This is a genomic window from Streptomyces sp. NPDC088147 (assembly GCF_044741565.1).
Taxonomy (GTDB): domain Bacteria; phylum Actinomycetota; class Actinomycetes; order Streptomycetales; family Streptomycetaceae; genus Streptomyces.
Map to the genome: position 1 here is coordinate 451498 of NZ_JBIUSY010000005.1, position 24669 is coordinate 476166.

Below are 24669 nucleotides of genomic sequence, written 5' to 3' on the forward strand. Positions count from 1 at the left end.
TCCGTGCGCCACAAATCACGCTTTAGTGTCCGAACACGCACCTCCTACGCCCCCGACCCCCTCCCGCCGGTGGTCCCCCACAACCCGCCGACCTGGTGGGGGGTGTGGGGTCGAGTGCGGCCCGGTGGCCCCGGCCAATCGCCGTCCCGGTGGAGATGAGTGGGCTGGTGCAGTCCGGTGGCCTCGCCACTCGCCACCCTGGCCCGGTGTGGGAGGGCGCATCCGCCCTTCCTGACTGCCCTCGCGCACGGCCGGGCCGCTTGTGCGGGCGGTGAAGGGGGGCGCGCAGGGGTCGTGTCCGGGACGTAGAGCGTGATGTGTGGCGCGCGAACGCCCGAACCATCGATCGGGCAGAGTCGCGCCGTACGGGGGTCCGGGGGTGTTCCCCGGAAAAGCACAGCATGCAGTCCCGGACGCGAGCCCCGGCGAGGCAACCCGCACACGAAAACCGGCCCCCGCCGAAACGCACCCCGCCCCACGACCCCCAGCCGGAAGGCTAAGAGTGGCCCAGGTCCTCCGAGTCGTCCTCCGTCGTGACCACCGATCCGCTGTCCGGCGACGGTCTCAGCGGAAACGCGTCCGTCGCCATCGAGTCCAGCACCGGCGCCGCCCGCCTCGGCGGCTTCGGCATCACCGCCGCCTCCGAGTGCCCCCCGCACCCGTACGCCAGCGACACGACCCGCCCGTCCGCAGGCGAGAACTCGTTCGCGCAGACGCCGAACGCCTGCCGCAGCGAGCCCGCGAGCGGCAGCAGGAAGCCGCAGGTCACGCAGGGTGCGGGCGCTGCCTGTGCCATCGGGGTCTTCGCGCCGAACGCCTCGTCCCAGCGGTCCGCCGCCGCGTGCAGCCCGTACCGCGACAGCACCCGTGCCCGGCGCATGCCGAGTTCCTCGGCGACCGAGGCGATCGAGCCACGCTCGGGCGCGGGCGACGTGTCCGTCGCGCGGCCGGCCGGTTCGGGGGTCTCCGGTCCCGCGTCCTCCGCCTCGACGAGGTCCGCGAGGTTCTGCGGGGTCACCACGTCCGGCAGTACCGAGTTCGGCGGCGGTGCGTCCGCGCCGGAGTAGCCGGGCTCCAGCCGCAGGTCCTCCGCCTCGGTGGGCAGCAGATCGCCGGGGCCCATGTCGCCGGGCCGGAGCCGTTCGCTCCAGGGGACCCACTCGGGGGCCAGCAGGGCGTCGGGGCCGGGCAGCAGCACCGTTTCGTCCAGCGTGACGACCTTCGCGCGGGATGCCCGCGCGACCGTCACCGCCCAGCGCCAGCCCCGGTAACCGGGCTCCTTGCACTCGAAGAAGTGCGTGACGACCCGGTCCCCGTCCGCCACCACCGAGACATGTTCCCCGACGACGCCGGGCGCGGCGGCCTCCTCGGCAGCCGACCTGGCGAGGTCTACCGCCTCGGCGCACAGGCGGTCGGGGGTTCGGCTTCGCGTCGTCGCAGCACTCACAGGTCTCGCTTCTCTCCTACGCCGTCTCACGGGTGCGCCGGCCGATTCGCGATGTACGAGCCGAGGGCGGAGCGGACCTGAGGGCCGCATCGACGTCCACGCCCGATCTCTTCTCGGGCACACCTATCGTTATCCATTCTGCGGGATGACGAAGAGGCGCGCGGCCGAGAACAACCGCCGGTGGCGCGCTACGCACGCTACCCCCTCTCTCGCCCCCCGCCCACCTGCACGCCGCCTTTCCCGGACTTCGGACCACACCGCAACCAGGCCGTGACCCGGAGAAACCCCATGGTGGGAGGCCGACAATGTGTTCGGATCCACCCGGGAGACCACCCGGGAGAGATTCCGGGCGCGTCCGTCGCCCCGGCGCCGGACCCCCTCGCTCCGGTACCGGCCGGTGAACTCCCTCCGGCTCGCCGGTGACCCGCGCCGGCTCGTCCGTCATGGCAGCGTCACGGCCCCGTCATGCTCGGGTTCGGTTCGCACCAGGGGCCCTTGGGGCACTATGACGAGGTGACAGCCGTGAGGTCGTCCGACACGCGTACGGCCGGCCCGCTCCGGAGGACCGGGCGGGCCATCGGTCATGCCCTGCGGCTCCCTTTCGCGGCCGGGGCGAGGTGGATCCGCAAGGCCACCCACGCGCACGGCGCGGGTGAGTCGGGTCTCGGCAAGCTGATCGAGCTGCACGCCGTGAACGGCGCGGGCGATGTCATGATCACCATCGCTCTCGCGTCCACGGTCTTCTTCTCCGTGCCGACGGACGAGGCGCGGGGCCGCGTCGCGCTCTATCTCGCCGTCACGATGGCGCCCTTCACCCTGCTCGCCCCCGTCATCGGCCCGCTCCTCGACCGTCTGCCGCACGGCCGCAGGGCCGCCATGGCCTGCGCCATGTTCACCCGGGCCGCGCTCGCGATCCTGATGTCGACGGCCGTCATAACGGGCAGTCTGGAGCTGTATCCCGCCGCGCTCGGGGTGCTCGTGGCGTCGAAGGCGTACGGGGTGGTCCGCAGCGCGGTCGTGCCCCGGCTGCTGCCGCCCCGCTTCTCGCTCGTGCGGGCCAACTCCCGGGTCACGCTGGCCGGGCTGCTGGCGACCGGCGTGGCGGCGCCGATCGGCGCGGGGCTGCATCAGATCGGTCCGAAGTGGCCTCTGTACGGCGCGTGTCTGATCTTTCTCGCCGGTACGTTCCTGGCGTTCACGCTGCCGGGCAAGGTGGACTCCGCGAAGGGCGAGCGCAGGGCGCGGCTGGTCACGGTCGCCCACGGGGAGAAGCGGAAGCCGTCGCTGCGTACGGTGGGTCCGGCGGTGCTGCACGGCCTCCAGGCGAACGCGTCCCATCGCGCCCTCTCGGGCTTCCTGACCTTCTTCCTCGCCTTCCTGCTGCGCGAGCATCCGCTGTTCGGTCACAGCGCCGTCGTCTCGCTGGGCATCGTGGGCGTCGCCGCCGGTGCGGGCAACGCCCTGGGCACGGCGGTCGGCGCCTGGCTGAAGGCCCGTGGTCCCGAACTGATCATCGCCACGGTCCTGGGCATCGCCCTCACCGCGGCGATCGTCGCGGCGCTGCTCTTCGGCGGACTGATGATGGCGGTGCTGTGCGCGGTGGCCGGTTTCACCCAGGCCCTGTCGAAGCTGTCCCTGGACGCGGTGATCCAGCGGGACGTTCCCGAGCAGGTACGGACCTCCGCCTTCGCGCGCTCCGAGACGCTGCTCCAGATGTCCTGGGTGGTGGGCGGCGCGATCGGTATCGCGCTGCCGCTCAACGGGGTGCTGGGCATGTCGGTCGCCGCGGCGATCGTGGGGATCGGGGCGGTCACCGCCGCGCGGGGACTGCTGACCGCGGCCCGTCGCGGCACGGCCCACGCGCGCGTCGCGTGACGCGGCCCGGCGCGGCGGCGGCCCGCCCCACGCGCCCGGGTACGTCCGGTCGACGGCTCGCCGTACCCCCTCGCGGCGTGGGCGCGGGCGACCGATAGCCTTCGCCCCATGACCGTTGCGTTCTTCTCTGGTAGGTCCCGCCGGGCAGGCGTCGCCCTCGGCGCGGTGTCCGCCGGGCTCCTCGTCCTCGCCGCCTGTGAAAAGCCGACGCCGCTCGCGACCGTGACGGTCGGTGACAACTCGATCAACACCGCGGCGGCCTGCTACAACGACGGCAAGGCGATCAAGACCGCCGACATCCAGCCCTGCCTGAACAAGAAGGCGGAGAAGGTCGTCGAGATCTCGATGGACGACAAGGTCCACTTCGGGGTCGACCCGACGATCGCCGAGCACGGCTGGACGCTCTTCATCAACGGCCAGCAGGCCGAGCAGGAGCCGTACAAGAAGACCTACCGGACCATCCCCGGCAACGCGTTCTTCTCCACCCAGACCGGCGAGACCACGAGTGACACGCAGGTCAGCATCGTCGAGACCAACGGCAAGACGCTGACCGGCATCTGGCACTTCGAGTTCAAGAAGAATTCCTGACCGACCCGGTGATCCGGCGGCCGGTCCGGCCCCGGAGGCCGGGCGCCCCTGGAGGCTCCCGCCATGCGTGTACTTGTCGTCACGGCGGTGGCCGCGGAGGCGGACTCCGTCGCCGCGGGCCTCGACCGGTTCGCGGGCGCCGGTGTCCGGGAGCTGACGGGTGGGTACGAGATGACGACCCACGCGCAGTTCACCCCGCGGCCGGGGTCCGTGCGGATACCGGTGGTGGAGGTCCTAGCGGGCGGCGCGGGACCGGTGGCCGCCGCGGTCGCCACGGCGACGGCGCTGGCGGCCTCCCCGTACGACCCTCCGTACGATCTGGTCATCTCCGCCGGTATCGGCGGCGGCTTCGCGCCCCACGCCCCGCTCGGCTCGCTCGTCGTCGCGGACACGATCATCGCCGCGGATCTGGGCGCCGACTCTCCCGACGGCTATCTGCCGGTCGAGGAGCTGGGGTTCGGCCGTAGCGTCCACGCGCCGCCGGCCGCGCTGACCGCCCGGCTGTCGAAGGTCCTGGACGCCGATCCGCGGGTCCGCTCGGTCCTCGCGCCCGTCCTCACCGTCACGACGGCGACCGGCACGGCCGCCCGTACCGCCGAGCTGACCGCGCGTCATCCGCGCGCCGCCGCCGAGGCGATGGAGGGCTTCGGGGTCGCGGAGGCCGCCGCCGCCCACTCCGTACCGTGCGCCGAGATCCGCGCGATCTCCAACACCGTCGGCCCGCGCGACCGCGCCGGCTGGCGGATCGGCGAGGCGCTGGACGCGCTGCGGTACGCGTTCACGCTGCTCACCCCCGTATTCGAGGAGCCGTCATGACCCCGCAGCCGTTGCAGATCGCCTACTCGCCCTGCCCCAACGACACCTTCGTCTTCGAGGCGTGGGCGCACGGCAGGGTCACCGGCGCGCCCGACATCGACGTCACGTTCGCGGACATCGACATCACCAACGGCATGGCGGAGCGCGGGGAGTTCGACGTACTGAAGGTCTCGTACGCGGTGCTGCCCTGGGTCCTGGACGAGTACACCCTGCTGCCCTGCGGCGGCGCGCTGGGCCGGGGCTGCGGCCCGCTCGTCCTGACGAAGGAGCCGGGCGCCGATCTGACCGGTAGGACGGTCGCCGTACCGAGCGAGCGTTCCACGGCCTATCTGCTGTTCCGGCTGTGGGCGGCGGATGTGCTCCCGGGCGGGGTGGGCGAGGTCGTCGTGCTGCCCTTCCACGAGATCATGCCCGCGGTACGCGACGGCAAGGTGGACGCCGGACTCGTCATCCACGAGGCGCGCTTCACCTATCAGGACTACGGGCTGCACCGCCTCGCCGACATGGGCGAGCACTGGGAGTCCACGACCGGGCTGCCGATCCCGCTCGGCGCGATCATCGCGAAGCGCTCGCTGGGCACCGAGGCGCTCCAGCTGCTGGCCGGGTCGATCCGCCGGTCGGTACGGATGGCCTGGGACGATCCGGAGACCTCACGGCCGTATGTGCTGGCGCACTCCCAGGAGATGGACCCGGCGGTCGCGGACCAGCACATCGGGCTGTACGTCAACGAGTTCACCGCGGACCTGGGCGAGGACGGCTACGCGGCGGTCCGCGGGCTGCTCACCCGCGCCGCGGCCGAGGGGCTCGTACCGCCTCTCGGCCACGACGCGCTGCGTTTCGTCTGATCCGCCCGGCCGGTCACCGCCGTGGTCCCGTGTCCGGACCGTCCGGCCGGCCGCCGCCCGGGGCACGCGTCGGAACCGCCCCCGCGCGGCTCACACGTCCAGCTGGTCGGCCACCGCGCGCAGCAGGCCGGCGATCTTCCCGCCCTGCGCCTTGTCGGGGTAGCGCCCGCGCTCCAGCATCGGCGTGATGTTCTCCAGCAGTGTCGTCAGATCCTGGACGATGGAGGCCAGTTCGTCGGGCTTGCGGCGCTGGGCCGCCGCGACCGAGGGCGTCGGGTCGAGGACCGTCACCGAGAGAGCCTGGTCACCGCGCTGTCCCGCCACCACGCCGAACTCCACGCGCTGGCCTGGCTTGAGCGCGTCGACTCCGGCGGGGAGGACCGACGAGTGCACGAAGACGTCGCCGCCGTCGTCGCGGGAGAGAAAGCCGAAGCCCTTCTCGCTGTTAAACCACTTGACCTTGCCGGTAGGCACGTCTGTCCTCGTCCTCGTACTCGTTGGGGCGCCGGAGGATGTCGACACCCCCTGACGCACAAAAACGGCTCTGGATAGCACTACAGCGGGTCCATCGACCCGCCATCACCAAGGCTAATGGTCCAGAGGCTGGTGACAAGACGTCGCCGGATGGTTCCTGTCCGCTGCTTTCCGCAGGGAACTACCCTGGTGGCGTGACTGCTACTCCTGAACCACGTGCGACGGAAGAGGCCGGCCCCGGCGACGGGCTGGTCCGTATCGGCGCGATCGTCTTCATCGTCGGCGCGATCGCCACCCTGATCACCGTCGCGCCGCTGTTCCTCGGCACCGAGCCCTTCCCGTCCCTCGCGTACGCCGTCTGCATGCTGATGGGAGTGGGTTTCCTGATCGCGGGCGCGGGTGTGCTGCGCTCGATCGCGGCCCAGCGCCGGCGGGCCCGCCCGTCTCAGCCTGCGGCGTAACCCTCCAGCCAGGCGGGGAAGACCGTCAGGTCGGGCAGGATCACATCGGCTCCCGCCCGACGCAGCTCCTCCTCGTCGCACGGCCCGGTGGGTACGGCGACGGCGAGCGCCTCCGCCGTGTGCGCCCCTCGCACATCACCGATGTGGTCGCCGACGAACACCGACGCGCCGTGCTCCCGCAGCGCCTCGCCCTTGGCCTCGGCCCACAGCCAGCCGATCGCCACATCTGGCTCGATCCCGAGGTGGGTCAGGTGGAGTTTGGCGTTCGGCTCGTGCTTGGCCGTGACGACGATCGCGCGCCCGCCCAGCTCCTGGACGGCGGTCACGGCCTCCCGGGCGCCGGGCAGCGCGCGCGTCGGCGGGATCGCGAATGTGGGATAGATCTCCCGGTAACGGTCGGCCACTTCACCGACCCGCTCCTCCGGAAACCAGTGCGCCAGCTCCTGTTCGAGCGGCGGCCCGAGCCGGGTGACCGCGAGATCGGCGTCGATCGGCACCCCGGTCTCCTCGGAGAGCGCCTGGTAGACGGCGCGGATCCCGGGCCGTGAGTCGATCAGGGTCATATCGAGGTCGAAGCCGACGGTGAGCGGTCGCCGAGCCGTGAGGGAAGCCATGGGGCCATTGTGCCCAGGGCGCCGGTACCCGCGTCGGGCCCCGGGGGGTGGCCGAAACCGGGTGCTTAGACTTAGCCAAGCCTAACCACCACCCGCCCGCCGTCGTCCGTCCTGTCGTCGTCGCTCGTCCGTCCTCGCTCGTCCGTCCTGTCGTCGTCGCTCGTCCGTCCCCGCCCGCCCTGTCGCACCGTCCGATTGGTTCCGATGCCAGCCGCCGCCCCGCCGACCCACAGCACCAGACACGCCCTGGTCGCCCGCCGTATCGGCTGGACGGCGGCAGCCGTGGCCGCCGTGCTGCTCTCGGTCCTGCTGAGCCTCGCGGTGGGGGCGCGCGCCGTCGCTCCCTCCGCCGTCGTCGACGCGCTGCTGCACGGCGGCCACAGCGACGACGCCGAGGTCATCCGCCAACTACGGGTGCCGCGCACGCTCATCGGACTGATGGTCGGCGCCGCGCTCGCCCTGGCGGGCACCGCGCTCCAGGGCATCACCCGCAACCCGATCGCCGACCCCGGCATCCTCGGCATCAGCCAGGGCTCCTCCGTGGGCGTCGTCCTGGCCATCGCCTTCGCCGGGGTGCACACCCTCTCCGGCTATGTCTGGTACGCCTTCGCGGGCGCGGCGGTGGCGTCGGTGGCGGTGTACGCGATCGCCTCCCGGGGACGCGGCGGCGCGACCCCCGTCACACTCGCCCTCGGCGGCGCGGCGATCAACGCGCTGCTGGTCTCCGTGACGATGGGGGTCCTGACGACGAGCGCGGCGACGCTGGACGAGTTCCGCTTCTGGCAGGTGGGCTCGATCGCGGGCCGGGACGCCGAAGTGGCCGGTCAGGTCTGGCCGTTCCTGGTGCTCGGCACCGTACTGGTGATATCCGTGGCCCGCGGCCTGGACGCCCTGGCCCTCGGCGAGGACGTGGCGAAGGGCCTGGGGCAGAACGTCGCGGCCGTCCGGATCGTCGGCGGCCTCGGCGCGACCGTACTGACCGGAGTGGCGGTCGCGGCGGCGGGGCCGATCGCCTTCATCGGGCTCGCCGTCCCGCACATCGCCCGCGCGATCGTCGGCTCGGACCACCGCTGGGTGCTGCCGATGGCGGCCCTGATCGGTCCCGTGATGCTGCTGGTGTCCGATGTCATCGGGCGGATCGTCTTCCCGCCGAGCGAGGTCCCGGCGGGTGTGATGACGGCCCTGCTCGGGGTGCCGTTCCTGGTCGCTCTCGTACGCCGGAAGGCGGTGCCGGCATGACGACGGCTCTCGAAGAGGCCCCGGCGCGCGTCGCCGGGGCCGGCCGGATCCGCCCGGCGGGCTATACGCGGATACGGATCGGACGCGCCTCGTTCCTGCTGCACCGGCGGGCGGCGGCCGTGGCGGTCGCGCTCGCCGTCGCGCTCGCCGCCGTGTGCGTCGCGTATCTGAGCGTCGGCGAGAGCTTCATAGCGCCGCCCGAGGTCCTGAAGGTGCTGCTCGGACAGACCTCGTCGGCCGATCTGGTGGTCGGCACCCTGCGGCTGCCGCGCCTGGTGGCCGGGCTGCTGGTCGGGCTCGCGTTCGGCATCGCGGGCGCGCTCATCCAGACCGTGGCGCGCAACCCGCTCGCCAGCCCCGACATCATCGGCATCAGCCAGGGCGCGAGCGCGCTCACGGTCGGCGCGATGACCTTCGGTGTCACCTCGTACACCGTCCTGCCGTATCTCTCCGTCGCCGGCGGCATCGCCGCCGCGGCGCTGGTGTACCTCTTCGCCTGGCGCGGCGGGCTGCACGCCACGCGCTTCGTGCTGATCGGCATCGGCTTCGCGATCGCCCTGCGCTCCGTCACGACGCTCTTCCTGACCAAGGGCGACTATCTGGTCGCCCAGCAGGCCCAGGTCTGGATGACCGGCTCGCTCAACGGCCGGGGCTGGGACTCCGCAGCGCCGCTCGGCTGGCTGCTGCTCGCGCTGGTGCCCGCGGTGCTGTGGGCGGCGCGCGCGCAGCGCACGGTCTCGATGGACGACGACACCGCCACGGGCCTGGGCGTACGGCTCGGCCGCGTACGGCTCGGGCTCGTCCTGCTCGGCGTGGTGCTGGCGTCGGTGGCGACGGGCGCGGCGGGCCCGGTCGACTTCGTGGCGCTGCTGGCGCCGCAGATCGCCCGGCGCATGACCCGTACCGCGCAGATCCCGCTGCTGTGTTCCGCGTTGACCGGCGCGGTGATCGTCGTCCTCGCCGATCTGCTGGCCCGCAGGCTGCTCTCACCGACCGAACTCCCCGTGGGTGTCCTGACGGCGGCGGTCGGCGCCCCGTATCTGATCTGGCTGATCATCCGCGGCCGTACCGGCCGTACCGCAGGAGGCAAGGCATGAGCAGGATCATCGCCCGTGAGCTGACGCTCGCGTACGAGGACCGCACGGTCGTCCACGAACTGGACCTGGCCGTCCCCGACGGGCAGGTGTCGGTGATCGTCGGCCCGAACGCCTGCGGGAAGTCGACGACCCTGCGCGCGCTCGGCCGGCTGCTGAAGCCGCGCGGCGGTTCGGTGCTGCTGGACGGTACGGAGCTGGCGCGGATCCCGACCCGGAAGATCGCGCAGTCCATCGGCCTGCTCCCGCAGTCGCCGGTCGCCCCGGAGGCCATCACGGTCGCCGACCTGGTCTCGCGCGGCCGGCAGCCGCACCAGCACTGGTGGCAGCAGTGGTCGGACGAGGACGAGCGCGCGGTGACGGACGCGATGGAGCGTACGGACGTGACGGCCCTCGCCGACCGTTCGGTGGACGAACTGTCGGGCGGCCAGCGCCAGCGGGTGTGGATCGCGATGGCGCTGGCGCAGGAGACGGATCTGCTGCTGCTGGACGAGCCGACGACGTTCCTGGACATCGCGCACCAGGTGGAGGTGCTCGATCTGGTCCGCCGCCTCAACCACGACCAGGGCCGTACGGTCGTGATCGTGCTCCACGACCTCAACCAGGCGGCGCGGTACGCGGATCACCTGGTCGCAATGAAGGAGGGACGGATCGTGGCGGAGGGGCGGCCCGGGGAGATCGTGACGGCGGAGCTGGTACGGGAGGTCTTCGGCCTGGAGTCGGTCGTGGTGCCGGACCCGGTGACGGGATCGCCGCTGGTGGTGCCGGGCGCACCGTACCGGCCGGGGCCCGCGCGGGCTTCGTAGCCTCCTCCGCACCGCGTGGCCCCGCGGCGGCCGACCCGACAGGACCGGGCACGGATTGCCGGGTCCGGTGGGGCGGCCCCTCCCTAACGTGGCTGATCAGTAAGGGAAGGAGGTCCGGTGATGCTGGAACGGCTGAACCAGGCCATGGAGCACATCGAGCGGAACCTCGGTCAGCCGATCGAGGTCGCCGAACTCGCGCGGATCGCGGTCACGTCGGAGTACCACTTCCGGCGGCTGTTCTCCGCGCTGGCGGGCATACCGCTCTCCGAGTACATCCGCCGCAGACGGCTCACCGTCGCGGGCGCGGACGTGCTCGGCGGGGAGCGGACGCTGCTCGACGTCGCGGTGCGGTACGGGTACGGCTCGGGCGAGGCGTTCGCGCGCGCGTTCCGCGCCCTGCACGGCGTCGGTCCCGGCGAGGCCCGGCGGACCGGCGCGACGCTGCGCTCCCAGCCACGGATGTCCTTTCGCCTCATCGTCGAAGGGAGTACCGACATGCGGTACCGAGTAGTCCAGAAGCCGGAGTTCAGGGTGGTCGGCCCGAAGACGCGGGTCCCGCTCGTGCACGAGGGCATGAACCCGGCGATCGTCTCGTTCATCCGGGGACTCGGCCGGGAGACGCTCCAGCGGCTGGAGCAGCTCGGGGAGCGCTCCGGCCAGGAGCCGCGCGGGATCGTCGCCGTCACCGACGACCTCTCCGAGAGCCGCGCGGAGGGCACCGAACTCGACTACCTGCACGGCGTGGTGACCGAGGCCGCCGCGCCCGAGGGGATGGAGACGCTGACGGTCCCGGCCGGGACGTGGGCGGTCTTCGAGAGCTCGGGGGAGTTCCCGCGGGCGCTCCAGTACCTGTGGCGGGACGTCTACACGCAGTGGTTCCCGTCCAACCCGTACCGGAGCGTGCCGGGCCCGGAGCTGCTGCGCACCCGGCTGTCGGAGGACGGGACGCGGGCGGACGCGGAGTTGTGGATCCGGGTCGAGCGAGAGGTGGAGTGAGGGGTGACAGTGAGCGGTTGAGAGTGAGGGGTTGATCGGGGGCGGGGGGTGCGTACGGGTGTCCGGACACCGGTACGCACCCGGCCGGACGCCGCCGGACATCGCCAGACCCGGCCGGACGCCGCCGGACGCCGCCGGACGCCGCCTCCGAGGCCCTATCCCGCGGCCTTCCGCCGCGCACGCCACACCAGAAACAGCGCCGAGGTCACCGCCGCCGTACGGAGCACCACCGGCCAGGCGCTGGACAGGGCGTCGGCCAGCCCGTCCTCCGGGATCGCCTCGCCCCAGCGGCCGTCCAGCCGCCCCCAGAGCCAGAGCAGGCCCCCGGCGGCCGAGATCCCGGGAAGGCCGAAGACCGCCCACTTCGCCTCGGCGCGGGAGAGCGCGCGGGAGGCGTACGCGAGAAGCCAGCCGCCGCCCAGGGCCAGCAAGGAGCCGAACACCGCTCCGGCGACCAGCAGCGCGGCGGCGAGCAGCAGGAACGGGTGGGCGAGCCCGCCGGCCCGTCCGCCGGCCCCCTTCTCCGCGCTCTGCTTCCGGCGGGCCAGCCGGAGCAGCCGGCGGCGACGGCCCGCGCCCCGCGCCGTGGCCCGCGCCTGGTCCTCCGCCGTTTCCTCGTCCTCGGCGGACTCGGCGGACTCGGCGCCGTCCGCGCCGTCCGCGGCCTCTGCGTCCTCCGCCGTCCTGCCCGGCTTCTGCTTCGGCGGCGGCTTGAGTATCTCGGGGATCTCGACCCCGCCCACGAACCCCGGCACCTGCTCGGCCGGGCCCGCGCCCATCGGCCCCGTCTCGATCCGCCACCAGTCGGGCTGCCGGCCGGACGGGCCCAGCTCGTCCATCCCCGCCAGATGCGGCGGCGACGCGGCGGGCATCGCGGGGGCGGGCGACTCCGACGCCTGTTCCGGGATGACCAGTCTCCTGGCTCCCTTCACGCGGCGGGCGCGCTGCTCCGGCAGCGCGGTCCGCGGTTCCGGCGCGCGGGCGGGGGCGTCGCCGCCCGAGGCGCCCTCGGAGGCCGCCTGTACCACCGCGTCCGGTGTCCCCAGCCGCCCCAGGATGCGGCGCACGGCGGCCGGGCTGTCCCCGCCGGCCTTCCCGCGCTGCTTGTCGATCTCGTTCCGCAGCGACGACACGAGCCGCATCCGGTCCCCGGAGGGCAGATGCCGCTGCTGAGCCTCGTCCCCCACGCGGCTCAGATAGTCATAGACCAGCTGATCGCTCTCGATCCCCACACAGTCCTCCGCACACGCACGCCCGGCAGCCGCCATCACGACGGATACCCGTAGGCGATCGTGTCGAAGTCACTCCCGTACGTCCACCCCGGCACCGCCGCGCCCCGCCCGTACATGCGCCCGCGCGGCCCTCACCCCTGCCTCACACCGGCCCTCGCATCCGCCCGCACACCCGCCCTCGTATCCGCCCGTACATCCCTCCGTACATCTCTTCGTACATCCAGTACGAAGAAGGCGCGGCGGCGCCCCGAGGCCCGGGGGCGCGGGCGGAGCGCCTCCCAGGGGCTAACGTGGAACGGATGGGGACCCGCGAAGCCTGACCAGGAGGCGCACGTGCCAGAAGGAACCGGCGGTACGCCACCGCGTACGCTCGCGGAGGCCCTGCGCACCCAGGGTGACGGCTCGCTCGTCGCGCTCCTGCGTGCCCGCCCCGACCTGCTCAATCCCGTACCGAGCGACCTCTCGCAGCTCGCGACGCGCGCGGGCACCCGCGCCTCCGTCGTACGGGCGCTGGAACGGCTCGACCGGTTCACGCTCCAGACCGCGGAGGCCCTGGCCGTCGCCGCCGAGCCCGCGCCGTACGACACGCTGCGCGCGCTGCTGACCGGCGACGAGGGCGACCCGGAGATCGAGGCGGCCCTGCCCCGCGCGGTGGAGACCCTCCGCGACCGGGCGCTGATCTGGGGCGCGGACGACCGGCTGCGGCTGGTGCGCACCGCCCGCGAGCTGCTCGCCCCCTCCCCCACGCATCCCTCGCCGACCGGGCTCGGCCCGACGGTCGCCGAGGCCACCGCGGGCATGTCGCCGGGCCGGCTCCAGGAGATCCTGACCGCCGCCGGGCTGCCGTCCACCCACGATCCGGTCTCCGCCGTGGCCTCGCTCACCGCGCTCTTCACCGACCGTACGCGGATGGCGGCGCTGCTCGACACGGCCCCCGTGGAGGCCCTGTCGGTGCTGGACCGGCTGGTGTGGGGGCCGCCGTACGGCGAGGTCACCTCCAGCCCCACCCCGCCCGTGCAGTGGCTGCGCGACCGCGGGCTGCTGCTGCCCGCGACCACGCGTACGGTCGTCCTGCCGCGCGAGGCTGCGCTGCATCTGCGCGCCGGGCGCGCGCACCGTACGCCGGAGCCCGTGGCGCCCGCCATCGCGCCCCGCGCCTCGGATGCGAGCACGGGTGCCCGTCCACAGGTTGTGGACAACACGGCGGCCGGGCAGGCGTTCACGGCGCTCGCCACCATCGAGGAACTGGCCAAGGACTGGAACGAGGGCGGCCCGAACGTCCTGCGGGCCGGCGGTCTGTCCGTACGCGACCTCAAGCGCACCGCCACCGCTCTCGACGTGACCGAGCCCGTGGCCGCGTTCTGGGTCGAACTCGCCTACGCGGCCGGGCTGTTGGCGGCCGACGGCGAAACCGACGAACGGTACGCCCCGACGCCCGCCTACGACGACTGGCAGGAACTGCCCGCCCCGGAGCAGTGGGCCCGGCTCGCCACGGCCTGGCTGACGGCGACCCGCACGGCCGGTCTGGTCGGCAGCCAGGACTCCAAGGGCCGTACGCTCGCGGCGCTCGGCCCCGACCTGGACCGCGGCGCCGCGCCCGAGGTACGGCGCCGGATCCTCGACCTCCTTGCCACCCTTCCCGAGGGCACGGCCCCCGACCCCGAATCGCTGCTCGGCAGACTGCGCTGGGAACGCCCCCTGCGCGGCGCGTCCGGCACCGGCCGGCACGACGATCTGCGGGCGCGGCTGGCGGCCTGGACGCTGAACGAGGCGGAGATGCTGGGCATCACGGGCCGGGGAGCGCTCGCGTCGCACGCGCGCGCACTGCTGGCACCGGACGCCACGGACACCCCCACTGCCACCGACGCCGCACGCGCCTCAGGCGACCCGGCCACCACCGACGTCGCTCGCACCCCCGCCGAACTGGCCGGTGCGAGGGCGCGAGCGGCCCGCGCCCTCGCGCCGCTCCTCCCCGAACCGCTCGACCACGTGCTCCTCCAGGCGGACCTGACCGCCGTGGCACCGGGCCCGCTCCTGCGCCCGCTGGCCGAACTGCTCGCCATCGCGGCCGATGTCGAGTCGAAGGGCGGGGCGACCGTCTACCGCTTCACCCCCGGCTCCGTACGCCGCGCGCTCGACGCCGGACAGTCGGCCTCCGACCTGCACGACTTCCTCAGGAACCACAGCCGCACGCCCGTACCCCAGCCGCTCGCCTACCTCATCGACGACGTGGCCCGTAAACACGGCCACCTCCGGGTCGGGGCGGCCTCCGCGTACGTACGCTGCGACGACGAGGCCGTACTCGACGAGATCCTCGCCGACAAACGCTCCCAGGGCCTACGGCTGCGCCGCCTCGCCCCGACCGTACTGGCCGCCCACGCCGACGCGGTCACCCTGCTCGACGGGCTGCGCGTCATGGGCTTCGCACCGGCCGCGGAGTCGGCCGAGGGCGACGTGATGATCACCCGCGCCCACGCCCACCGCACCCCGCCCAGAACGGCCCCCGCCCCGGTCCCGGACGGACCCCCCACCCCGGACACGGCGCTGCTCAGCGCGGCGGTGAAGGCGATCCGCGCGGGCGACCTGGCCGCCACGGTCGTCCACAAACCGGTCCCCGAACCCTCCGGCTCCGGCTCGGCGGCCCTGGCCTCCGCCGCGGCCGCCTCCAGAAACGGCGCCCTCCCCCGCACCACCTCCGCCGAGACCCTCGCCACGGTCCAGGCCGCCGCCATGACCGGCTCAGCGGTCTGGATCGGCTACGTCAACGCGGAGGGCGCGGCCAGCCAGCGCGTCATCGCCCCGGTCCGGGTGGAGGGCGGCTACGTCACGGGCTACGACCACACGGCGGACGAGGTCCGCACGTACCCGCTGCACCGCATCACGGGAGTAGCGGAACTGGCGGACGACCCGGCGTGATTTCTTGAGGGCTCGGTGCGCTGCCCGCGACGCCTGGGCAGGTGCGTCAGGGGGCGAGTAGCCGTCCGGCGCGTTCGGCCAGCTCGCGCGCGGTGGAATCGTGCGAGTGCCGGGCGAGGCGTACCCGCATGTCCTCGGCGGCGTCGCGAACCCGTACGGACTGCACGCCTTCGGCGCAGTCCAGGAACTCCGTCCAGACCATCAGAGCGCCGTCCAGGTCGCCTTGGCGCAGGTGGATCTCTCCCAGATTCCCGAGGACGCCGGCGCGGGTACGGCGCCGGTCGAGACCGTACGCATCCATCGCTTGGTGCAGGTGTTCCTGGGCAGCGGTGAAGTCGCCCATCTTCGCCAGGATCATGCCGGAGGCGTAGGCCCAGCGTCCGATGCTGAAGTGGGACGCCCACGACTCACCGGGCGGCGTGCCGGCGGTGCGCTCGATGGAGGACTGGGACGAGGACAGGGCCTTGGTAGCGGCCCTGTGGTCACCGTCCAGGGCCGCGGCCTCGGCGAAGGTGGACTCGTAGTAGGCATGGGCGCGCGGGTCGTCCAGATGGCTCGCGTAGGTCATGGTCCGCTCGGCGAGGGCGAAGGCTTCCGCCCGGTGCCGCGGCCCGAGGCCGATGGACTGCACCGTGAGGCCACGGAGGGCGGTCGCGGCAAGCTCGGGCTCACCGGCTTCATCGGCGAGCCGCCAGGCGTGCGCGTAGTAGTGGCGGGCGAGTTGCTGATGGCCCTTGTCGTCGCCCTCGTCCTGGGACATCCACCCGAGGAGGTGGGCGAGCTGGCTCGTGGCGGCGTACAGGGCACGGCCGGTGGTTTGCGTGTAGCGGCCGTTCAGCCATGGCCCGGCGTTCTCGATCAGGTAGCTGCGGGCGATCTTGCGGACGTGGCCTCCGCCGTACTCGGCCGCGCTGTCGCCGAGCGTCTTGACCATGGTCTTGATCGCCTGCACCTCACCGTCGCCGACCCGGAGAGCGGGGGCAGGGGTGTCGCGGACACGACGGATGATGGCGTCGGAGTCGGGTACGCCGAGGCACGACAGCGCGGCACCGCTCGATGCGGTCAGGAAACTCCGACGGTCCACGTCACTCCTCCCCAGAGGCGACTACACGGGGTTACATCGTGGATCCTGTTGCCTTCACAGGTCAGGCAGTTGACTCAACTTCACGCCGTCGGGGCCAGCCAGGCATACGGCTCTCTCCCCCCACCTCGCCGGCGCAAAGGAGACGTGTCCTGGCCGCGTCCTGCGTTTGCGCAGGGCCCGCCTCCCCTCCCTCACTGCCGGCGTGACCTGGGAAGGAGAAGGCGATCGCGGAATCCCCGGACCGTGCCGGTCAGCCGCCCGGACGGCCTTACGGCGGCGGGCACGGGCCCCACGTGGCCGTCCCGCATACCTGCCGGTGCGCCCCGCGTACCAGCACGGGAGTAGCGGAACTGGCGGACGACCCGGCGTAGTTGGTGGGCACCTGGAACGAATCGGCACCCCGCCCCGGTCCGCACCCCGTACGTCGGACTGGGGCGACCACCGTCCCGCACCAGTGCTGGGTGCTCATGGCCGGTCCGGGGTGCTCGCGTCCTGGCAGTCGCACGGGCAGCGTGGGGCGAAGTCGTCGTCCGCGATGGGTTCGCCGGGCCACAGCGGCGTGATGCCGTGCTCGCCGTTACGGCAGGCGGGCGCGGTGTACGGAGTCCGGTTCACCGGACGTCGCCTTCGAGCCGTGCCTGCCCGACCCGGAGCAGCTCAGCCACCGTCTCCGGGACGCACAGCTTCCCGGCCCGTCTCACCGGCACGGCCCAGTACAGCGCGACGGGGGCCGGTTCCGTACGGTCGGGCCGGGGGATACCGAGCCAGCCGCCCCGGCCCCGGACCACAGCCACCGGGGAGCGCCAGTTCTCGCGGGTCCCCGGTGGCACCAACGCGTAGTACCAGGCGCCCGGATGGCAGATCACCGGTCCGTCGAGCACCTCGTTCAGGACACCGGCCACCACATCCGGGACAGTGCTGCCGGTCGCCGCGTCGACCAGGGTCCGTGGCATCCGTACGGCGTCGTACACGCCACCGGTGCGCAGCGTCGCCGGGCGGCCGTGGGACCACGCTTCGCTGGTGACAGCGGGGTCCGGGCCGGAGGATGTCAGCCACCGGGCGATCGCGCTCTCCACGAACTGGCTCATCCGATGGCCCCCGACTCTGCGTGTCGCGGCCGGCCGGAATATCCGGGGTGCTCTGTGCGGCAGGGCGTACTGGTCACAGCCATGGAGACCTCGATGGGTGCGAAGTGAGCGGTCTTGTCCGAGTGAACGACGGCCGGCAGCGCGGGGGCAGGAAGAATCGGTCGGATGCCGCTTCCGCCGACCGGAAATTCGGGCCGACTCCGCTCACCGACCGGGCTTCGGTGGCTACGGTGGGTAGGTGGAGGGGAACGAAAGCCTCAGCGGCGCCATGCATGAGTGCGGCTACACCCAGGCCGAGTTGGCCGACGCGGTGAACGCCCGTCTGATGTCCCTCGGGTACGAGGGCACGGTGAGCGATCGCACGGTCCGCAACTGGCTCACCGGAAAAACGCGATGGCCTCACCCCCGCCGGCGTGCGGCCTTGAAGGCAGTATTCGGCAGTACCGCCGAGGAGCTGGGGTTCAGCCCACCGGCACCAAGACGACGCCCCTTCACCACTCCGGAGCAGCCCGTGAGGCGCAGGAACTTCCTCACCGCGACCGTCGGGACGACGGCTGCCGCCGTCGCCCCGCTGATCGCCCCACACTCTGTGGGCACCTCGGACGTGATCCGGCTGCGCTCCGGCCTGGACGCGCTCATGGCGCTGGACGCCACGCGAGGCGGTCACGACGGTCTGGAGCATGCCGCCCTCACCAGTGCCAACGAGGCCCTGGAGATGCAGAAACAGGCGGCATCCCAGCGCATCCGCCAGAGGCTGTTCAGCGTGGCCGCCGACTACACGGCAACGGCCGCCTGGTCCGCCATCGACACCCGTCGGTCCAACAGGGCTCAGGGCCTCCTGGACCGGGCGCTGTACCTGGCGGGAATGGCCAAGGACCCCATCGCGGAGCTGCGGGTCTGGAACTCGTACGCCATGCTGGCGCATCAGCGCGATCAGCACACCGCGGCGGTGGACTCCGGGTACGCGGCCCAGGCGACGGCCATCGCCCGGCGAAACCCCCTGTATGGCTCCCTCGCTCACGCCCGTACAGCCGTGGCCCACTCCAACCTCGGTGACCGTCAGGCCGCCCTGCGGTCCCTGGGATATGCCGAGGAAGCCCTGGGCAAGGCTGCCTTGGACGAGCCCCGTCCGAGCTGGCTGGCCTTCTACGGCCCTTCCGAGCTGACAGCCATGACGGCCATCATCCGGGATCGAACCGGTGACCCCGTGGAAGCCGAGGCTGCCTCCCACCAGGCCCTGGCGGCCATCCCCGCTCAGTTCCGGCGGAACCGGGCTCTGGCGACCACCAGGCTCGCCCTGGCCCAACTCCACCAGCGCGACATCGACCAGGCATGCGCCACTGCCTCGACCGTATTCGCGTTGATGAGTGGCAATCCGATGCCCGGCAGGATGCGGTCTCTGCTCGGGGACTACTACCGGGACTTGATCACCCTTGCACCGGACGCGAGCGTCGCCAGAGAGTGGGGAGACCGCTACCGATCCGAATGGAGCCGAGCTTGAGCGCCGCCGAGCTGGACGTCCGACACTTCACGCACGAGGACCTGCCGCAGATCAGGCAGATGATCATCGACGTGCACGCCGAAGCCCAAGGCGCCGACAGGGATGACGAGTTCAAGAAGAAGTTCCCCTGGTTCGTGGATCACTGGGGCGGCAACCCCGCCTTCGCCTGTGTGATCGCGTACGACGGTGACGAGCCCGTGGCCTTCGCGTACGGTGCCCCGGCCAACCCGGACCGCGAGTGGTGGCGCGAGCACCTCGTCCCCGCGCCGGAGAAGACCCGTACGTTCGCCTATTCCGAGCTGGCCGTCCGTCCGAAGTGGCGCAAGAAGGGCGTCGCCGAGTTGGTCACGCGCATGCTGCTCGAAACCCGCGACGAGGATCTCGCCGTCCTCTTGGTGGACGTGGAACATCCCAGGGTGCAGGGCCTGTACGAGTCCTGGGGCTTCCGGAAAGTCGGGGAGCGCCGGCCCTTCCCTGACTCGCCGGTGTACGCGGTGATGTTGACGGAACTTCCGCTGAACTGAGCCCGGACGGACGGCCGTGCGAGGCACCCCTGCCCCGGGCGGCGGCCGGGGCCGACCACGGGCGGGAGGGGGCGGGGGCGGAGGAGGTGCGTGTCCGGATGTGCAGCGTCGCAGCTCGCGCTAGGCGCGGTGACCACGCGACGGAGTCGCATAGGGACCGCGGCGCAGTCCGGACACGGACCTCCGGAGGCCCCGGCCCGGCCCCGGCACCCGCCACCACCCACCGGCCCCCGCGCCGCAGGCGCACACCGCACACCGCGCCGGGAGGCGCGGCGCACCCGCGCCCCCCATGAGGCGGTCAGCGTCGACCGAGGCGGCCGAGCCGTTCGCGCCAAGCCGCCCCGGGCGCCGAGCCGGATCGCTTCGTCTTGGTCCCGGCCTTCGTGCCCGCCTTCGTGCCGGCCTTCGTGCCCGCCTTCGTCATCCGGGCCTTGCTCCTCGGCTTCGGCTTCGGCTTCGGCTTTGTCTGAGGCCGCCGCTCAGGCTCCGGCTTCCGCCCGGCGGACGAACCCGCACCCGCACCCGGCGCGCCCTGCGCGTCCACCGCGCCCAGCGCGTGGAAGCGCCGCCCGATCAGCCTCCCCACCAGCACATACGCGATCAACGCACCGCTCGTGTTCAGAATCACATCGTCCACATCGAACGCGCGCCCCCGCACCACGGCCCCCTGCGCCAGCTCCACCAGCACCATCACCAACGCCGTCAGCACCACCACCCGCACCATCCGCAGCCTGCGCGGTACGAGCACCGGAAGGAGCAGCCCGAACGGCGCCCCCATCAGCAGATTCCCGCCGACCTGCTTGCACGCGGCGAGGAACGTGTAGTCCTCCGCGTACTGCATCAGGGAGTGCCCCGGCCTGAGATTGGCACCCGCGATGTCCTCGGACGCGGGGGACGGCGTCAGAGTCAGTTCGGCCAGTACCGCGGCGAACCCCGTCAGGCCGAGCAGCGCCACCGTCATGATGAGAATCCGCAGCACAGCATGCCCCCACGGGATACCCCCTGGGACTGCCTTCGCCGGGTTGGGCCTTTCCGTCTCTGCGGTCATAGACCCCGGGTGCCCCGGCCCGCCACGGATACGCGCCCCCGGCCCCGGATACGCGCCCCCGGCCCCGATCCGCCGAAGATGCGCGACACTGGTCGTTTGGCCACTGGTCATTCGGCCGTGCAGAGCCATCCCCGAAAGGCAGCCGCGCGTGAACGGACCCCTCATCGTCCAGAGCGACAAGACCCTGTTGCTCGAAGTCGACCACGAGCAGGCCGACGCCTGCCGCCGCGCCATCGCGCCCTTCGCCGAGCTGGAGCGCGCCCCCGAGCACATCCATACCTACCGGCTGACCCCGCTCGGGCTGTGGAACGCCCGCGCCGCCGGGCATGACGCCGAGCAGGTGGTCGACGCGCTCGTGGAGTACTCCCGGTATCCCGTGCCGCACGCGCTGCTCGTCGATGTCGCCGAGACGATGGCCCGCTACGGTCGGCTCACCCTCTCCAAGCACCCCTCCCATGGGCTGGTCCTGACCTCCACCGACCGTCCCGTGCTGGAGGAGATCCTCCGTTCCAAGAAGGTCCAGCCTCTGGTCGGCAACCGCATCGACCCGGACACCGTCGCCGTCCACCCCTCGGAGCGCGGCCAGATCAAGCAGACGCTCCTCAAGCTGGGCTGGCCGGCCGAGGATCTCGCCGGTTACGTCGACGGCGAGGCCCACGCCATCGAGCTGGACGAGTCGGGCTGGGCGCTGCGCCCGTATCAGAAGCAGGCCGTCGAGGGGTTCTGGCATGGCGGCTCGGGTGTGGTCGTGCTGCCCTGTGGCGCGGGAAAGACGCTGGTCGGGGCCGGTGCGATGGCCGAGGCCAAGGCGACGACGCTGATTCTGGTGACCAATACCGTCTCGGCCCGCCAGTGGAAGCACGAGCTGGTGAAGCGCACGTCACTGACCGAGGACGAGATCGGCGAGTACAGCGGTACGAAGAAGGAGATCCGCCCGGTCACCATCGCCACGTACCAGGTGCTGACCACCCGCCGTAAGGGCGTCTACCCGCACCTGGAGCTGTTCGACTCCCGTGACTGGGGCCTGGTCATCTACGACGAGGTGCATCTGCTGCCCGCGCCCGTCTTCAAGTTCACCGCCGATCTCCAGGCCCGGCGCCGGCTCGGGCTGACGGCGACGCTCGTACGGGAGGACGGCCGCGAGTCGGACGTCTTCTCGCTCATCGGGCCGAAGCGGTTCGACGCGCCGTGGAAGGAGATCGAGGCGCAGGGCTATATCGCTCCGGCGGACTGTGTCGAGGTACGGGTCAATCTGACCGACAGCGAGCGGCTGGCGTACGCGACGGCCGAGACCGAGGAGAAGTACCGCTTCTGCGCGACGACCGCGACGAAGCGGAAGGTGACGGAGGCGCTGGTACGCAAGCACCGGGGCGAGCAGACCCTCGTCATCGGCCAGTACATCGACCAGCTCGACGAGCTGGGCGAGCATCTGGACGCCCCCGTCATCAAGGGCGAGACCAGCAACGCGCAGCGCGAGAAGCTCTTCGAGGCGTTCCGGCAGGGTGAGATCTCGGTGCTGGTCGTGTCGAAGGTCGCGAACTTCTCGATCGATCTGCCGGAGGCGACGGTCGCGATCCAGGTCTCGGGTACGTTCGGCTCCCGCCAGGAGGAGGCCCAGCGCCTGGGGCGTGTCCTGCGCCCGAAGGCGGACGGCCACGAGGCCCGCTTCTACTCGGTGGTCGCGCGCGACACGATCGACCAGGATTTCGCGGCGCACCGCCAGCGGTTCCTGGCGGAGCAGGGCTACGCGTACCGGATCGTGGACGCGGACGAGCTGCTGGCGGAGAACTGACGGCGGAGAGCGGAGAACTGAGCCGGGCCCCACGGGTTTCCCGGGCTTCCCGGCCCCCGCGCCTCCGGCCGTCTCAGTCCATCAGCGCCAGCACCGGCCCCGCCGCCAGCAGCGCGTACTGCGCCCCCACCGCCCCGCCCCGCACGCCCCGCAGCATCGAGCCACCCGGCAGCGCCGCCGCGGCCAGGCCGATGAGCCCGGACAGGTGAAGGGACCAGAAGCCCGCGTCGATGTACGCGCCCGCGACGCCGTCGCCCGGGTCGACCGCGTCGGTCAGCGCGATGACGGCCAGCAGGACGTAGCCGCCCAGCAGCAGCCCAAGACCGCCCAGCGCGCAGAGCCGGAGCGCGAGGAGCGCGCCGCGGTCGGTGGTCTGCTCCGGAGCGGGGGTGGGGACCGTCGTCGTTTCCATGCCCCGATGACATCACCGGGACGGGGCGCCCCGCTTCGGCGCCCGTACTCACCCCGTACCCGCCGTCGTACTCACCCCCGAGCCGGCCTCCGCACGCTGCACCGGAAGGACGAGGGCGGAGTCCCCCTGGTCCGCCCCCGGGCCCGTGCGCCACGCCGCGAACACCAGCAGCCCCAGCGCGAACAGCGGGTACGGCGACGCCGGCACCTGCTGCCACCACGGCAGCCGGAGGTCCAGATCGCCGTCGTGCGGCACGATCCAGAAGGTGCGCGCCGTCCACACCACCCCGACCGCCGCCGCCGTACGGAACCGGCGCTCCGCGATCAGCACCGCCAGCAGCGGCACGCACCACACCCAGTGGTGCGACCAGCTGATCGGCGACACGAGCAGCGCGGTCAGCGCCATGACCAGCACGCCCCAGGTCTCCAGCCCGGCCCGTACGACGGCCCGCCGGGCGATCCACAGCCCGGCGACCGCCGTGGCCCCGGCGGCCACCGCCCACACCACGCCCGGCTCCGCGGTGTGCAGGAGGCGCCCCAGCATCCCTTGCAGCGACTGGTTGTCGACGATCCACGCCTTGCCGACCCGGCCCGTCTCGAAAAGGCGCGTCGTCCAGAACTCGCCACTCGCCTCGGGCAGGACGAGCGCGCCGAGCAGCACGGTGCCGGTGAAGGCGGCCAGGCCGATCAGTCCTGACCGTACGCGCCCGGTCACCAGCAGATACACGATGAAGACGGCCGGAGTCAGCTTGATGCCCGCCGCGACACCGAGCGCGAACCCCTTGCCGAGCGCCTGCTCGGGCCGCGACAGGTCCCACAGGACGAGGCAGACGAGTGCGAGGTTGATCTGTCCGAAGAGAACGGTCTGGAAGACGGGTTCGAGCCAGAGCCCGACGGCGACGGCGGCCAGCAGCGGCACAGGACCGGCGGGCATCCCCGCGAACCGCCAGGACAGCCGTACGAGCAGCGCCAGCAGCGCCGCGTTCCCGATGACGAAGACGACCTTGAGGGCGTCGAGGGGCAGCCAGGTGGTGGGGACGAAAAGGATCGCGGCGAACGGCGGGTAGGTGGCGGGAAGTTGCCACTGAGTGACCGTGAAACCGTAGAGATCGGTGCCGTCCACGACGGCAGCGCCTTCCGCACGGTAGACGAGGGTGTCGGCCATGGGGATGCGCCGGGCGACGCAGAGAGTGGCGAGTGCGGCCAGCGACAGGGCGAGCGCGCCCACTGCGGCGAGTGAACGAGGCGTCACGGTCCGGTAGGTCACGGCCGCGACCCTAGTGGATCAGAGGCGCTACTCAGGAGCGCGGCGGGACGGGGTGGCGCGCGATTGGCGCGATACGCGTCAGCGGTGCTCGGTACGGGTCAGCGGCGCTTGATACCCGCCTCCTCCGCGTACTCCCCGAGGACGGCCACGTTGAACGCGGCGCTCACGAAGACCTTGACGGCGCGCAGCGCGTTGCCGACGTAGTGGGCGTGGTGGGAGACGGAACCCGTGGCGGTCGCGCCGGGGAGCGGCGAACCGTGCGGGGCATGGGCCGGGGTAAAGGTCGCGGTACTCATACATCCATGATGGGCACGTGCGCCGTGTGAGTCATCGCCCTGCGGTTTGAGCCTCGTGCGGGGCCGTGTACGACTCCGGTCCCGTGGCATCCCCTACGGGGTGGAGGCCGCGGATGGCCCGCGGGACGGACGCGCTCCCGCCGCCGAGGACCCCCGCAGGAGGCCCCGGGTGCCCGGCCCCGCGGGGGTGCCCGGCCGCGCGGCGCGAGCCCCCGCGGAAAACCATTCGTCTCCTCGTCACCTGCTGGCTACAAT

24 protein-coding genes are annotated in these 24669 nt (G+C 72.4%); 13 read left to right on the top strand and 11 right to left on the bottom strand.

All coding sequences use genetic code 11. The features are described from left to right. Positions 1 to 496: 496 nt before the first annotated feature. The gene (locus tag ACIOGX_RS19965) at positions 497 to 1447 is read right to left on the bottom strand and encodes a DUF3027 domain-containing protein (RefSeq protein WP_356515054.1); all 951 of its coding nucleotides are present in this window, start codon (positions 1445 to 1447) and stop codon (positions 497 to 499) included. Between the two features lie 513 nt (positions 1448 to 1960). On the opposite strand from ACIOGX_RS19965, the gene ACIOGX_RS19970 reads away from it, so the two are divergent. From ACIOGX_RS19970 to ACIOGX_RS19985, 4 genes are all read left to right on the top strand, one after another. Beyond that, positions 1961 to 3322, top strand: coding sequence for an MFS transporter (locus tag ACIOGX_RS19970; RefSeq protein ID WP_356515052.1), 1362 nt, complete (start codon positions 1961 to 1963; stop codon positions 3320 to 3322). 108 nt (positions 3323 to 3430) lie between these two features. Continuing rightward, positions 3431 to 3910 (top strand): DUF2771 domain-containing protein, encoded by a 480-nt coding sequence (locus ACIOGX_RS19975; RefSeq protein ID WP_129767063.1) that lies wholly within the window; start codon positions 3431 to 3433, stop codon positions 3908 to 3910. Between the two features lie 63 nt (positions 3911 to 3973). Further along, on the top strand, positions 3974 to 4726 hold the full coding sequence (locus ACIOGX_RS19980) for a futalosine hydrolase (protein ID WP_356515050.1): 753 nt from the start codon (positions 3974 to 3976) through the stop codon (positions 4724 to 4726). Continuing rightward, on the top strand, positions 4723 to 5571 hold the full coding sequence (locus tag ACIOGX_RS19985) for a 1,4-dihydroxy-6-naphthoate synthase (protein WP_129767065.1): 849 nt from the start codon (positions 4723 to 4725) through the stop codon (positions 5569 to 5571). The genes ACIOGX_RS19980 and ACIOGX_RS19985 overlap by 4 nt, the downstream gene beginning before the upstream one ends. A 90-nt stretch (positions 5572 to 5661) precedes the next feature. On the opposite strand, the gene ACIOGX_RS19990 is transcribed toward ACIOGX_RS19985, so the two are convergent. Next, positions 5662 to 6045 carry a cold-shock protein gene (locus ACIOGX_RS19990; RefSeq protein WP_129767066.1) on the bottom strand — a complete coding sequence of 128 codons (384 nt, stop codon included), beginning with the start codon at positions 6043 to 6045 and terminating at the stop codon, positions 5662 to 5664. 194 nt (positions 6046 to 6239) lie between these two features. Here ACIOGX_RS19990 and ACIOGX_RS19995 point away from each other — a divergent pair, with 194 nt between their 5' ends. Continuing rightward, positions 6240 to 6506, top strand: a complete 267-nt coding sequence (locus ACIOGX_RS19995) for a hypothetical protein (protein ID WP_356515047.1) — start codon at positions 6240 to 6242, stop codon at positions 6504 to 6506. Here the strand turns inward: ACIOGX_RS19995 and ACIOGX_RS20000 are convergent. After that, a complete protein-coding gene (locus ACIOGX_RS20000; RefSeq protein ID WP_129767068.1) occupies positions 6491 to 7120 on the bottom strand; it encodes an HAD family hydrolase in 630 nt (209 codons plus the stop codon). The two genes, ACIOGX_RS19995 and ACIOGX_RS20000, sit on opposite strands and share 16 nt — an antisense overlap. Positions 7121 to 7324: 204 nt before the next feature. Between ACIOGX_RS20000 and ACIOGX_RS20005 the strand changes: the two genes are divergently transcribed. From ACIOGX_RS20005 to ACIOGX_RS20020, 4 genes are all read left to right on the top strand, one after another. Beyond that, positions 7325 to 8359 (top strand): iron ABC transporter permease, encoded by a 1035-nt coding sequence (locus tag ACIOGX_RS20005; protein WP_356515045.1) that lies wholly within the window; start codon positions 7325 to 7327, stop codon positions 8357 to 8359. Further along, a complete protein-coding gene (locus ACIOGX_RS20010) occupies positions 8356 to 9456 on the top strand; it encodes a FecCD family ABC transporter permease (protein ID WP_401914813.1) in 1101 nt (366 codons plus the stop codon). The genes ACIOGX_RS20005 and ACIOGX_RS20010 overlap by 4 nt, the downstream gene beginning before the upstream one ends. After that, positions 9453 to 10259 carry an ABC transporter ATP-binding protein gene (locus ACIOGX_RS20015; protein WP_401914816.1) on the top strand — a complete coding sequence of 269 codons (807 nt, stop codon included), beginning with the start codon at positions 9453 to 9455 and terminating at the stop codon, positions 10257 to 10259. Before ACIOGX_RS20010 ends, ACIOGX_RS20015 begins: the two co-directional genes overlap by 4 nt. 120 nt (positions 10260 to 10379) lie before the next feature. Further along, positions 10380 to 11255, top strand: coding sequence for a GyrI-like domain-containing protein (locus tag ACIOGX_RS20020; RefSeq protein WP_401914819.1), 876 nt, complete (start codon positions 10380 to 10382; stop codon positions 11253 to 11255). Positions 11256 to 11410: 155 nt separating this feature from the next. Here ACIOGX_RS20020 and ACIOGX_RS20025 read toward each other — a convergent pair whose 3' ends face one another. Further along, the gene (locus ACIOGX_RS20025; RefSeq protein ID WP_401914822.1) at positions 11411 to 12487 is read right to left on the bottom strand and encodes a hypothetical protein; all 1077 of its coding nucleotides are present in this window, start codon (positions 12485 to 12487) and stop codon (positions 11411 to 11413) included. Positions 12488 to 12820: 333 nt separating this feature from the next. Here ACIOGX_RS20025 and ACIOGX_RS20030 point away from each other — a divergent pair, with 333 nt between their 5' ends. Continuing rightward, positions 12821 to 15403, top strand: a complete 2583-nt coding sequence (locus ACIOGX_RS20030) for a helicase-associated domain-containing protein (protein WP_401914825.1) — start codon at positions 12821 to 12823, stop codon at positions 15401 to 15403. Positions 15404 to 15449: 46 nt separating this feature from the next. On the opposite strand, the gene ACIOGX_RS20035 is transcribed toward ACIOGX_RS20030, so the two are convergent. From ACIOGX_RS20035 to ACIOGX_RS20045, 3 genes are all read right to left on the bottom strand, one after another. Further along, positions 15450 to 16487, bottom strand: coding sequence for a tetratricopeptide repeat protein (locus ACIOGX_RS20035; protein WP_401914828.1), 1038 nt, complete (start codon positions 16485 to 16487; stop codon positions 15450 to 15452). Between the two features lie 465 nt (positions 16488 to 16952). Next, entirely contained in the window at positions 16953 to 17102 is a 150-nt protein-coding gene (locus ACIOGX_RS20040; protein WP_401914831.1) for a hypothetical protein, read from the bottom strand. Then, positions 17099 to 17575, bottom strand: coding sequence for a hypothetical protein (locus ACIOGX_RS20045; protein WP_401914834.1), 477 nt, complete (start codon positions 17573 to 17575; stop codon positions 17099 to 17101). Before ACIOGX_RS20045 ends, ACIOGX_RS20040 begins: the two co-directional genes overlap by 4 nt. Positions 17576 to 17813: 238 nt before the next feature. Between ACIOGX_RS20045 and ACIOGX_RS20050 the strand changes: the two genes are divergently transcribed. Further along, a complete protein-coding gene (locus ACIOGX_RS20050) occupies positions 17814 to 19076 on the top strand; it encodes an XRE family transcriptional regulator (RefSeq protein ID WP_401914836.1) in 1263 nt (420 codons plus the stop codon). Continuing rightward, positions 19061 to 19600, top strand: coding sequence for a GNAT family N-acetyltransferase (locus ACIOGX_RS20055; protein WP_401768069.1), 540 nt, complete (start codon positions 19061 to 19063; stop codon positions 19598 to 19600). Before ACIOGX_RS20050 ends, ACIOGX_RS20055 begins: the two co-directional genes overlap by 16 nt. A gap of 298 nt (positions 19601 to 19898) precedes the next feature. On the opposite strand, the gene ACIOGX_RS20060 is transcribed toward ACIOGX_RS20055, so the two are convergent. Further along, positions 19899 to 20579 (bottom strand): VanZ family protein, encoded by a 681-nt coding sequence (locus ACIOGX_RS20060; RefSeq protein ID WP_401914838.1) that lies wholly within the window; start codon positions 20577 to 20579, stop codon positions 19899 to 19901. Between the two features lie 217 nt (positions 20580 to 20796). On the opposite strand from ACIOGX_RS20060, the gene ACIOGX_RS20065 reads away from it, so the two are divergent. Continuing rightward, a complete protein-coding gene (locus ACIOGX_RS20065) occupies positions 20797 to 22440 on the top strand; it encodes a DNA repair helicase XPB (RefSeq protein ID WP_129767078.1) in 1644 nt (547 codons plus the stop codon). Between the two features lie 73 nt (positions 22441 to 22513). Here ACIOGX_RS20065 and ACIOGX_RS20070 read toward each other — a convergent pair whose 3' ends face one another. The 3 genes from ACIOGX_RS20070 to ACIOGX_RS20080 form a co-directional block, all read right to left on the bottom strand. Next, complete coding sequence (locus tag ACIOGX_RS20070) at positions 22514 to 22852, bottom strand: hypothetical protein (RefSeq protein ID WP_356515022.1); 339 nt, start codon at positions 22850 to 22852, stop codon at positions 22514 to 22516. 48 nt (positions 22853 to 22900) lie between these two features. Further along, a complete protein-coding gene (locus ACIOGX_RS20075) occupies positions 22901 to 24118 on the bottom strand; it encodes a glycosyltransferase 87 family protein (RefSeq protein WP_384771153.1) in 1218 nt (405 codons plus the stop codon). Between the two features lie 98 nt (positions 24119 to 24216). Continuing rightward, a complete protein-coding gene (locus ACIOGX_RS20080; protein ID WP_356515020.1) occupies positions 24217 to 24414 on the bottom strand; it encodes a hypothetical protein in 198 nt (65 codons plus the stop codon). Between the last annotated feature and the right edge of the window lie 255 nt (positions 24415 to 24669).

Coding starts and splice junctions, on each gene's coding strand:
- ACIOGX_RS20070 (WP_356515022.1), bottom strand. CDS start 22,852: ATGGAAACGACGACGGTCCCCACCCCCGCTCCGGAGCAGACCACCGAC.
- ACIOGX_RS20005 (WP_356515045.1), top strand. CDS start 7,325: ATGCCAGCCGCCGCCCCGCCGACCCACAGCACCAGACACGCCCTGGTC.
- ACIOGX_RS20045 (WP_401914834.1), bottom strand. CDS start 17,575: ATGAGCCAGTTCGTGGAGAGCGCGATCGCCCGGTGGCTGACATCCTCC.
- ACIOGX_RS19985 (WP_129767065.1), top strand. CDS start 4,723: ATGACCCCGCAGCCGTTGCAGATCGCCTACTCGCCCTGCCCCAACGAC.
- ACIOGX_RS19975 (WP_129767063.1), top strand. CDS start 3,431: ATGACCGTTGCGTTCTTCTCTGGTAGGTCCCGCCGGGCAGGCGTCGCC.
- ACIOGX_RS20055 (WP_401768069.1), top strand. CDS start 19,061: ATGGAGCCGAGCTTGAGCGCCGCCGAGCTGGACGTCCGACACTTCACG.
- ACIOGX_RS20000 (WP_129767068.1), bottom strand. CDS start 7,120: ATGGCTTCCCTCACGGCTCGGCGACCGCTCACCGTCGGCTTCGACCTC.
- ACIOGX_RS20080 (WP_356515020.1), bottom strand. CDS start 24,414: ATGAGTACCGCGACCTTTACCCCGGCCCATGCCCCGCACGGTTCGCCG.
- ACIOGX_RS20015 (WP_401914816.1), top strand. CDS start 9,453: ATGAGCAGGATCATCGCCCGTGAGCTGACGCTCGCGTACGAGGACCGC.
- ACIOGX_RS19980 (WP_356515050.1), top strand. CDS start 3,974: ATGCGTGTACTTGTCGTCACGGCGGTGGCCGCGGAGGCGGACTCCGTC.
- ACIOGX_RS20020 (WP_401914819.1), top strand. CDS start 10,380: ATGCTGGAACGGCTGAACCAGGCCATGGAGCACATCGAGCGGAACCTC.
- ACIOGX_RS20010 (WP_401914813.1), top strand. CDS start 8,356: ATGACGACGGCTCTCGAAGAGGCCCCGGCGCGCGTCGCCGGGGCCGGC.